The following is a 9,381-nucleotide window of genomic DNA, read 5'->3' as shown; positions in this document are numbered from 1 at the left end:
AAGCATTCTGGCAATAGCAAAACCGTCGCCCCCTTTTATCCGACCGGCGACCCTCGCAACGCCGATCCTAACCGCATCCGCGCTAAATATGGCCAGCCGCAGGTAATCGGCGGCAATATCGGCTATGACGCCATGATGCCGGTCGGCAATGGCGGGCTGGAACTCTACAGCTTCGGCACCTATTCCAAACGCCACGCCGCCGGCTGGCTGACCTACCGCAACCCGGCCGCGCTCAACAATATCTATGAAATCTATCCCGAGGGCTATATTCCGCGCATCCACGTCTATGACGAGGATTTTCAGGTCGCGGGCGGCCTGCGCGGCGAAATTGGCGGCGGCGTCAAGTTCGATCTGTCCACCACCTATGCGCAGGACGAGGTCAAATACTCCCAGACCACTTCGCTCAACCCGTCCATGGGTACGGCCAGCCCGACTCACTTCTATCTCGGCAAAATCCGCTTCGACGAATGGACCAGCAATCTCGATTTCAGCAAGGAGTTCGACGTCGGCCTGAGCGAACCGCTCGCACTGGCGGTGGGCGCGGAATATAAGAAGAACTGGTTCCTGATCGGTGCCGGCGACCCGGAATCCTATATCGACGGCGGCTATCGGTCCCCGGTCGGCAGTTGGCTGGCCGGCGTGACCCGCACCGGCGTCGGGTCGCAAGGCGTCACCGGCTTCCTGCCCGAAGGGTCGGGCAAGTGGAGCCGCGACAATTGGAGTGCCTATGTCAACCTGGAGGGCGAGGTCGTCCAGGGCGTGGAGTTCGGCCTCGCCGGGCGGCATGAGGATTATTCGGACTTCGGCACGACCGATACCGGCAAGGCATCTGTTCGCATCGAACCGATGCGGGGCTTCGCCATCCGCGGGACCGCCAGCACCGGCTTCCGTGCGCCGACACTGCAACAGCAGCATTATGCCTCATCCTCGACCATCAACGTGCCGGTCAATGGCGTGAACCAGCTACTGCCGGTGCAGGCATTGCCAGTGGATGGCGTCGCGGCGCGGGCGCTGGGCGCGGTATCGCTGAAGCCCGAAAAGTCGACCAACTTTTCGGCTGGCATCGTCCTGACCCCTGCGTCGAACCTCAACATCACGGTGGACGCCTATCAGATCAAGATCAAGGATCGCATTCTGCTGTCCGAGACGCTGAGCGGCACGGTAGTCATGAACGCCCTGGCAGCGGCAGGTATTCAAGGCGTCGCCGGCGGCCTGATCTTCTCCAACGCCGCCGATACGCGGACGCGCGGCTTGGACATCGTCAGCACCTATCGCGCGGGACTCGGCGACATGGGCATCGCGACGTTCAGCCTGTCGGCCAACTTCAACAAAACCGTCTTCACCCATATCGATCCGGTGCCCGACGTGATCGCCGCATCCGGCCTGGCCCTGATCGGTCGCGCCAAGCAGGGTGACTTGTCCGAAGGCACGCCGCGCGACAAGTTCATCGCAAACGTCCTGTGGGAAAAGGACGCATTCAACCTGAACCTTCGCGCTACTCGCTTCGGCAAGCTATATCAGCGGGCCAGCGCGGCGGTCTATCATACCAGCGACTATGCCGCCTGTACCGCCGGCAGCGCGGGCTGTACGCTGGGCTTTGTCGACGAAAAACTGACGCCCAAGACGATCCTGGACCTGGAGATCGGCTACAAACTGGCCCAGGGCGTCAAGTTGTCGGTCGGTGCAAACAACCTGCTGAACACCTATCCCAACAAGCTTAAGCCGGTGAACCAGGCGGCGGGCAGCCTCTACAACGCCTACGCCCCCTATGGGATCAGCGGCGGCTTCTATTATGGGCGGTTCAATCTGGAGTTCTGAGGAGCCTGGATAATATCAGCCTCCGTTTGCCTCCCCGATTTGTCCGGAAGCGAACGGAGGTTCGATGTTTACCGCCAGCCCCCGGCCTGTGCCGCCTTTTCTCGGGAGGCATTGGCCGGGGCGCCTTCGATCAGCGCATCGACCGTGGCCATCACCCGTGCATCGGCCGAAGATGCCTGACGATATTCCGTCCCATGCCCGACGCCCGGCAGCACCTGCTGCACCTGCCAGCCCTCGCCATGGCGGCAGGCGACACCTGCCACCGAGCCGTCGAAACTGCGGCACCAGCCGCCACCCTTGCGCTGGAAGCTGAGGCCGATACGGATCGTCGCACCATCCTGCGCTGACGCCAATTGGGTATCGAGCGCCCTCGCCAGCGTCCCCTGCGCCACCATGACGCCGTCGCGCATACTAATCGGGTCCGCGTCGCCGCCCGACATGCGACCGATGCCGAGGCCCAGCATCAGGCTGGCCGCGATCGCGCCGCCCATCGCCCAGTTGCGCCAACGCGGCGCGGAACTGGCGATAGGCACCACCGTCTCGCTTCCCTCCAGCAGTGTGCGGAGCCGATGCGGGACGGGTTCCGCCGTTACCGGCGCATAATGGCCCGTCAGCCGCGCGCGGAGGTTGCGGTGCATCTCCAGACGCTTGGCGAGCGCCGGATCGTCGGCCACAGCGCGCTCGACCCGGCGACGATTAACCTCATCCAGTTCGCCGTCGACCAGCGCGATCAGCATGGCTTCGTCGATCTGGCTCATGCCGCTTCTCCCATCAGTGCAATGAGCGCGCCGCGTCCGCGCACCAGCCGCGAGGTCAAGGTTCCCATCGGTATGCCCAATATTTCCGCTGCTTCCTTGTAGGACAGTCCCTCCACCAACACGAGGGCGATGGCCTCCCGCTGCTCGTCCGGCAAGGCCTGCATCGCCCGGTCGACATCGGACAGCGTCATATGCGCCTCCACGTCGCGGTCGCCGGCGTGGCCCACATTCTCCCCGGCCTCCTCGGGGGCGAAGGTCTTCGCCGCGCGCTGGCGGGCGCGGGCTTCGTCGATCCATAGATTGCGCATGATCCGATACATCCAACTGTCAAAACGGGTGCCCGGTTGCCACTGGTCCCGCGCCTTAAGCGCCCGTTCTACAGCAGCCTGGCACAGATCGTCGCCATCGGCCCGATCCCGCGACAGGCTGACGGCGAAACGCCGCAGCCGGGGCAGAACCGCCAGCAGATCACTCTCGAAGGACATCCAGTCTCCGTCTCCTGTTCGGGGATGAAACGTCCCATGTCGGCCGTTTCATCCTCATCAGTTGAAGACAGACGGAAATTTTTTCGCAATGGATGATTTTGCAGGCGAAAGGACCGGTGGGACCGACATGAAGCTGACACGCCCCTGGATGATCGCGGGGATTATCCTGATCGCACCGGGTGCGCAGGCGCAATTGCTGCCCGGCGGCGGCGGACTGAACGGCGTCGGGCAGGTCGTGCCCGACCTGCTCGGCCGGGTCGAGGGGGCAGTCGATGCGATCGGCCTGGATCGCCTTTCCACGGCGCGACTGGCGAACCGGCTGGCGGCCGCACGCGTAGCACGCCTGTCGGGGCTGCTGCGCGAGCATGATGACCTGATCGAGCTAGACGACCGGCGCGAACCGGCGCGACGTGGCATCATCATGCTAACGGGCGCGGATGCCGCCGCCATCGATGCCTTGCGGGCCGCCGGCTATGAGGTGGCAAACGAGGCTGTGGAAGGGCTGGACCTAACCGTCGCGCAATTGGCTCCGCCCAAGGACCGCAGCCTTTCCAGGGCCCTGCGCGAAGTACGCAGGATCGCGCCCCGCGCGCAAGCGAGCGCGGACAATCTCTATTTCCCGAGCGGCCCCGTGCTGGCGCTGTCCGCCACGGCGCTGGCCGGTGGACGGGCGGAGGGACGTGTCGCCGGTCTGATCGATGGCGGTGTCGCGCGCCATCCCTCGCTGACCGCACCGGTCGAACAACGCGGCTTTGCCGAAGGGGCGCCGCGTGCGAGCGCCCATGGCACCGCGGTCGCCTCGCTGATCAGCGGTGACGGCGTAGTGAGGGGCGCGGCCCCCGGTACGCCTTTGCTGGTCGCCGATGTCTATGGCAGCGATCCGGCAGGCGGCGGCGCCTTCGCCATCGTGCGCGCGCTGGGCTGGATGGCCGCCCGCGGCGTACGGGTGGTGACGGTCAGCCTGGTCGGGCCAGCCAATCCGCTGCTCGACGGCGCGATCCGGCTCGCGCGGGACAAGGGTGTGACGGTCGTGGCAGCGGTCGGCAATGACGGACCGGCCGCCCCGCCCGCCTATCCCGCCTCCTATCCACGCGTCATTGCCGTCACCGGCGTAGACGGGCGTGGGCACCCGCTGCGCGAAGCCGGACGCGCGCTTCATGTCGATTTCGCGGCCCCCGGCGCGGATATGCAAGCGGCCAATATGGACGGCGGCAGGAGCACAGTGCGGGGTACCAGCTTTGCCGCGCCGCTGGTCGCCGGGCGCCTGTTCGCACGCGGCAGTCTGGAGGCGCTGAAGACCGAGGCAGCCAGGGGCAAACCGCCGATCCTGTGCGGATCGTGCAGAAATATCGATTGAATTTCTGTATCTTGCTGAATTTCGGCGACCATCGGGATTAAAGCGTCAGCGGATTCCGTTCTCCTTGCATCACATCGACAAGCATCAAGGAGATGAGCGATGAAAGCGAAGTTTCTGATTGCCGCCACCTGTTTCGCCGCGCTGACCGTGGCCCCTGCTTCGGCTCAGTTGCTGGGCGGCGGAGGCGGCCTGGGCGGATTGCTCGGCGGTGCGCTGGGTAGCTCGGGCGGCATGGGTGGATCTCTGGGCGGCACGCTTGGCGGTTCGGGCAGCCTCGACCGTAGCGTCGACCTCGACAATGGCCGTGTGAGCGCCAGCGGATCGCGCCATGGCCGCGCCTCGGCCGAGGGGTCTGCGACCCGGAAGAGCAAGACCCGCAGCGCATCGGGTTCGGCGGAAGGATCGGCCAGCGGTAGCTTGGGGGTGGACACACTGGGCGTGAACGATGCCCGCAATGCCGCGAGCGGCGCGCAGAGCGCGGCAGGCAATGTCCGGGATCGGGCAACCCGCACTACCAGCGCAGCACGGGAACGCGCCTCGGAGACGACTGGCGCCGCCCGGGATCGCGCGGCAACGACCGTATCCAGTGCCCGCGACCGCGCTTCTGCCGTTGCGGGCCGCGCAGGCAGCGCCACGGACAATGCCGCAGGGACCGCGTCGCGCGCTCTCGACAATACCGCCTCGATCAACGCGAGCGGCCAGATTTCGGGAAGTGGTCAGGGTTCCGCATCCAGCGGTTCGACCACCCCTACCCCGGATCAGGCGGGAAATTGACCTCGCAGGGCCGTGACGCACCCCGCCGTCGCGGCCCGACCGCCTGACAGGGACGGCGATCCTTCCCCAGGATCGCCGTCCCTGTTTCATATTGCGCTATGGACCATCGCGCGGGCGCGATCGGTCGCCGATCGCGTGTCGCCTGCCAGTTTCTTGACCTCCGCCGCGACGACGGCAAAACCCCGGCCCGCTTCTCCCGCGCGCGCTGCCTCGATCGCGGCGTTGAGCGCCAACAAATTGGTCTGGTTCGCGATCAGCCCGATTCCGTCGACGATATCGACAAGGCCATCAACCATATTCTTGAGTTCAGCCCGCAAGATGTTGGACGGCGTTGTGTCGGTCGCGATCTTCAAGATGCGATGCACGCGCCCGTCCGCGTCGAACACAGGATTATAGGTCGCCTGCAACCAGACTTCCTGACCGTCCTTTCCAAAACGCTTATATTCGCCGGCATCGAAGTCTCCCGCCCCCAGCTTGCGCCAGAATTCGGCGTAGACATGGCTCTGTGCATAGGCCTCGTCGCAGAAAATGCGGTGATGACGGCCGGCAATCTCCTCCAGCCGATAGCCCATGGTTTCGAGGAACAGGTCGTTAGCCCATAGGATCACGCCCGTCGGATCGAACTCAATCACCGCCTGCGATCGACAGATCGCATCCCATGCGGCGTCCAGACTATGTGCGGCTTGACCCAAGATAATGCTCCTTCTCCAACAGGATAGGCGCGACCGGTAAACAGGGCTTTAAGGATGATTCTGTTCTCGTCGGGAAAACAGAAAAGGCCGGTGTCCTTGCGAACCCCGGCCTTTCCACCCCCTCTGAAACTCCTGCGCGGATCAGGCGACCTTGGCCTGCTCCTCCAGAATTTCGTCCGGATCGCGCAGCACATAGCCGCGGCCCCAGACCGTCTCGATATAATTGTCACCACCGCAGGCCAGCGCCAACTTCTTGCGCAGCTTGCAGATGAAGACGTCGATAATCTTGAGTTCCGGCTCGTCCATGCCGCCATAGAGATGATTCAGGAACATCTCCTTGGTCAGCGTCGTGCCCTTGCGGAGCGACAGCAGCTCCAGCATCGAATATTCCTTGCCGGTCAGGTGAACGCGGTTGCCGTCTACTTCCACGGTCTTGGCATCGAGGTTGACCGACAGCTTGCCGGTGCGGATGACCGACTGGGAATGCCCCTTCGACCGGCGCACCACGGCGTGGATGCGGGCGATCAGCTCTTCGCGATGGAAGGGCTTGGTCACATAGTCGTCGGCGCCGAAGCCGAAGGACCGGACTTTGCTGTCCATTTCGCTGATGCCCGACAGGATCAGAACTGGCGTCTGCACCTTGGCTGCACGCAGCTTCTTCAGCACGTCATAGCCGTGCATGTCGGGCAGGTTCAGGTCGAGGCAGATGATATCGTAATCATACAGCTTGCCAAGATCCAGGCCTTCCTCGCCCAGATCGGTCGTGTAGACGTTGAAGCCTTCGGTCGTGAGCATAAGCTCGATCGCCTTAGCAGTGGTCGGTTCGTCCTCAATCAGCAGCACGCGCATGTGAAGCCCCTTGTTGTCACCTTCCGGTGTGTCGCAGTCCCGTTCACCCACCAGAACGGCTTGCGCTCCAATTCATTAACCAAAAAACTTCTGAAGGACAAAGGTTAATTATTCGCTAACCGGCAGAAATCCACGAGTCGCAGAAAACGAATCTGTTTACAAAGGGTTGAGACCGTAACGACCAAGGACGAGTCAAGCTGGATTCGGCCGCGAAACGAGGCAGCAGGCCGCCCCATAGCCCAAGCATCGGAGCAGCCGAAAGAATTTTTTTACCGAGATTGACGGGCGCGGTTAACAGCCATGGTGGCGGGTCAGGAAGTCGAGCAGCGCGTCGACCCGCGCTGGCCGCAGACGGGAAGGCGGCGTCACCAGGTGCAGACCGAAGGGCGCCGGCCGCCAGTCGGTCAGGATCTCCTGCACCTCCCCTTTCGCCAGCGCGTCGCCGATGATGAAGTCGGGCAGGCGCGCAATACCGACACCTAGCCGAAGCGCGGGCAGCATCGCCTCCCCGCTGTTCACGGTGATGCGGCTGCGCACCTGCACCACGACATTCTGCTGTCCTGGCCCGGAGAAGCGCCACACGTCGGGCGTCGTGACATTGGAGTAGCAAAGGCAGTCATGGGTGCCGAGGTCGGAAGGATGCTGCGGCCGGCCGCGTGCATCGAGATAGCCGGGTGATGCAATGACGTGCATTGTCACATCCGCCAGCCGGCGCGCACGCAGGCTGCTGTCGGGCATGTCGGCAATGCGGATGGTCGCATCCAATCCCATTTCGACGATATCGATCTTCGCATCGGACAGATGCAGATCGACATCGACCAGCGGATGTTCCTTGGTGAATTGTGCCACCAGCGGCGCGACGCGCAGCAGGCCGAAGGTCATCGGTGCGCCGAGCCGCACCACGCCGGATAGGTCGGCCGTTTCGTCGCGTGCGGCCTCTTCCGCGGCCTGCCCCTCGATCAGGATGCGCTGGGCATGGTCGGCCAGCCGCTTGCCGCTTTCGGTGAGCGCGAGGCGGCGGCTGGTGCGGTTGAAGAGGCTGGTGTCCAGATGCTCCTCCAGCCGCGTCACGGCCTTGGAGACGGTCGCCTTCGACACGCTCAGCTCCTTGGCCGCGTCGGTGAAGCTGCGATGCTCCACCACGGCCGCGAACATCGCCCAGGCCTCGAAATCAGGTAATCGCATCGGGAAACAATCCGTTTCAAAGCTGCCGGTTTAAGAAACGACACTGATGGCTAGATTGTCGGAAAGCAAGCGGAAGCATCCACCTCCGCAACGAAAGGCCCATCGAACCTTCAGGTTCGAAAACCAGAGGTAAGACTCATGACCACGACCACAGCGAGCCGCATCGAGCGCCGCCCCTTCGCGTCGCTTGGCCATGCCGACCATGGCTGGCTCAATGCACGCCACCATTTTTCCTTCGCCGACTATTATGACGAGGAACGCATGCACTGGGGTGCGATCCGCGTCTGGAACGACGACGAGATCGGTCCGCGCTCCGGCTTTCCGCCGCACCCGCACAGCGACATGGAAATCATCACCTATGTCCGTACGGGCGCCATCACCCATCAGGACAGCTTGGGCAACAAGGGACGCACCGAAGCGGGCGACGTTCAGGTCATGTCGGCCGGCACGGGCATCCGTCACGCCGAATATAATCTGGAGGACGAAACCACCACCCTGTTCCAGATCTGGGTCATCCCCCGCGCTCGCGGCGGCCAGCCCAGTTGGGGCGCCAAGCCCTTCCCCAAAGGCGACCGGTCCGGCAGGCTGGTCGTGCTCGCTAGCGGTTATGACGAGGACAAGGAAGCGCTGCGTATCCGCGCCGACGCCCGTCTGCTGGGCGGCACGATCAAGGCAGGCGAGAGCGTGACCTATGACAGCGGCGAAGGACGCCATCTCTACCTGGTCCCGGCGACGGGCCGGATCGAGATTGACGAACAGCCTTTCGAGGCCCGCGACGGCGCGGCGATCATCGGCGGCGCGCCCATCACCATCACCGCCCAGGAAGACGCCGAAATCGTCCTGGTGGACAGTATCTGACCGTATTGGCCTGTCCATTCCCCTCCCCTCGGACGGGCCGGGCCGCCTGCATCCCCCTCTTGCAGGCGGCCACTCCCCATTTTTCAGCTTTCAGGTAAGGAGACTTCGCAATGGCTAAGGTTCTGGTTCTCTATTATTCGTCCTACGGTCATATCGAAACCATGGCGAAGGCCATGGCCGAAGGCGCGGCAGCAGCCGGCGCGCAGGTCGACATCAAGCGCGTGCCCGAAACCGCGCCTCTCGAAGTCGCGAAGAACGCCCATTTCAAGCTGGATCAGGACGCGCCGGTCGCGACCGTCTCCGAACTGGCGGACTATGACGCAATCATCATCGGCACCGGCACGCGCTTTGGCCGCATGTCGAGCCAGATGGCGGCATTCCTCGACCAGGCCGGCGGCCTGTGGGCACGCGGTGCGCTCAACGGCAAGGTCGGCGGCGCCTTCACCTCGACCGCATCGCAGCATGGCGGGGGGCGTCGCCAAGGAATTCAACACCATCGCGGTGGATGACGGCATCGCCATGGGCCATGACGGCATGCTCTATTCCCTGCCGTCCCGCGAGATCATCGCCGACAGCGTGGAGTACATGGTGAACGCGCACTGCGC

Annotated in this window: 9 protein-coding genes and 2 pseudogenes; 6 read left to right on the top strand and 5 right to left on the bottom strand. The window is 63.9% G+C overall.

All coding sequences use genetic code 11. The features are described from left to right. On the top strand, positions 1 to 1,818 hold a 1,818-nt coding region (locus tag VMR39_RS12890; RefSeq protein ID WP_325416398.1), incomplete at its 5' end, for a TonB-dependent receptor domain-containing protein. A 68-nt stretch (positions 1,819 to 1,886) separates the two neighbouring features. Here the strand turns inward: VMR39_RS12890 and VMR39_RS12885 are convergent. Together VMR39_RS12885 and VMR39_RS12880 are read right to left on the bottom strand one after the other, a co-directional pair. Next, positions 1,887 to 2,576 carry an anti-sigma factor gene (locus VMR39_RS12885; protein ID WP_325416397.1) on the bottom strand — a complete coding sequence of 230 codons (690 nt, stop codon included), beginning with the start codon at positions 2,574 to 2,576 and terminating at the stop codon, positions 1,887 to 1,889. Continuing rightward, positions 2,573 to 3,061: an RNA polymerase sigma factor gene (locus VMR39_RS12880; RefSeq protein ID WP_325416395.1), complete on the bottom strand. Its 489-nt coding sequence runs from the start codon at positions 3,059 to 3,061 to the stop codon at positions 2,573 to 2,575. Before VMR39_RS12880 ends, VMR39_RS12885 begins: the two co-directional genes overlap by 4 nt. An 88-nt stretch (positions 3,062 to 3,149) precedes the next feature. Here VMR39_RS12880 and VMR39_RS12875 point away from each other — a divergent pair, with 88 nt between their 5' ends. Both VMR39_RS12875 and VMR39_RS12870 read left to right on the top strand, forming a co-directional pair. Then, entirely contained in the window at positions 3,150 to 4,418 is a 1,269-nt protein-coding gene (locus VMR39_RS12875; protein ID WP_325416394.1) for a S8 family serine peptidase, read from the top strand. A gap of 99 nt (positions 4,419 to 4,517) precedes the next feature. Beyond that, positions 4,518 to 5,192 carry a hypothetical protein gene (locus VMR39_RS12870; RefSeq protein ID WP_325416393.1) on the top strand — a complete coding sequence of 225 codons (675 nt, stop codon included), beginning with the start codon at positions 4,518 to 4,520 and terminating at the stop codon, positions 5,190 to 5,192. An 86-nt stretch (positions 5,193 to 5,278) separates the two neighbouring features. On the opposite strand, the gene VMR39_RS12865 is transcribed toward VMR39_RS12870, so the two are convergent. From VMR39_RS12865 to VMR39_RS12855, 3 genes are all read right to left on the bottom strand, one after another. Further along, a complete protein-coding gene (locus VMR39_RS12865; RefSeq protein ID WP_414712509.1) occupies positions 5,279 to 5,890 on the bottom strand; it encodes a methyl-accepting chemotaxis protein in 612 nt (203 codons plus the stop codon). 135 nt (positions 5,891 to 6,025) lie between these two features. Continuing rightward, entirely contained in the window at positions 6,026 to 6,733 is a 708-nt protein-coding gene (gene ctrA / locus VMR39_RS12860; RefSeq protein WP_325416399.1) for a response regulator transcription factor CtrA, read from the bottom strand. A 291-nt stretch (positions 6,734 to 7,024) separates the two neighbouring features. Further along, on the bottom strand, positions 7,025 to 7,918 hold the full coding sequence (locus VMR39_RS12855) for a LysR family transcriptional regulator (RefSeq protein WP_325416391.1): 894 nt from the start codon (positions 7,916 to 7,918) through the stop codon (positions 7,025 to 7,027). Positions 7,919 to 8,056: 138 nt separating this feature from the next. Between VMR39_RS12855 and VMR39_RS12850 the strand changes: the two genes are divergently transcribed. From VMR39_RS12850 to VMR39_RS12840, 3 genes and pseudogenes are all read left to right on the top strand, one after another. Continuing rightward, positions 8,057 to 8,776, top strand: coding sequence for a pirin family protein (locus VMR39_RS12850; protein WP_325416390.1), 720 nt, complete (start codon positions 8,057 to 8,059; stop codon positions 8,774 to 8,776). Positions 8,777 to 8,886: 110 nt separating this feature from the next. Next, positions 8,887 to 9,246: pseudogene (wrbA, locus tag VMR39_RS12845) on the top strand (NAD(P)H:quinone oxidoreductase); the annotation flags it as partial. Continuing rightward, positions 9,242 to 9,381: pseudogene (locus VMR39_RS12840) on the top strand (dihydroxy-acid dehydratase); the annotation flags it as partial. The pseudogenes wrbA and VMR39_RS12840, both read left to right, overlap by 5 nt.

Origin of the sequence: Sphingobium sp., from assembly GCF_035511395.1 — a bacterium.
In the GTDB taxonomy this organism is placed as follows: domain Bacteria; phylum Pseudomonadota; class Alphaproteobacteria; order Sphingomonadales; family Sphingomonadaceae; genus Sphingobium.
Note: the sequence above shows the minus strand (reverse complement) of the source record. Positions and strands in the feature narration are given on the sequence as shown.

Bases quoted from the DNA above. Each gene is read 5' to 3' on its own strand.
- VMR39_RS12885 (WP_325416397.1), bottom strand. From the start codon at position 2,576: ATGAGCCAGATCGACGAAGCCATGCTGATCGCGCTGGTCGACGGCGAA.
- VMR39_RS12880 (WP_325416395.1), bottom strand. From the start codon at position 3,061: ATGTCCTTCGAGAGTGATCTGCTGGCGGTTCTGCCCCGGCTGCGGCGT.
- VMR39_RS12875 (WP_325416394.1), top strand. From the start codon at position 3,150: ATGGATGATTTTGCAGGCGAAAGGACCGGTGGGACCGACATGAAGCTG.
- VMR39_RS12870 (WP_325416393.1), top strand. From the start codon at position 4,518: ATGAAAGCGAAGTTTCTGATTGCCGCCACCTGTTTCGCCGCGCTGACC.
- ctrA (WP_325416399.1), bottom strand. From the start codon at position 6,733: ATGCGCGTGCTGCTGATTGAGGACGAACCGACCACTGCTAAGGCGATC.
- VMR39_RS12855 (WP_325416391.1), bottom strand. From the start codon at position 7,918: ATGCGATTACCTGATTTCGAGGCCTGGGCGATGTTCGCGGCCGTGGTG.
- VMR39_RS12850 (WP_325416390.1), top strand. From the start codon at position 8,057: ATGACCACGACCACAGCGAGCCGCATCGAGCGCCGCCCCTTCGCGTCG.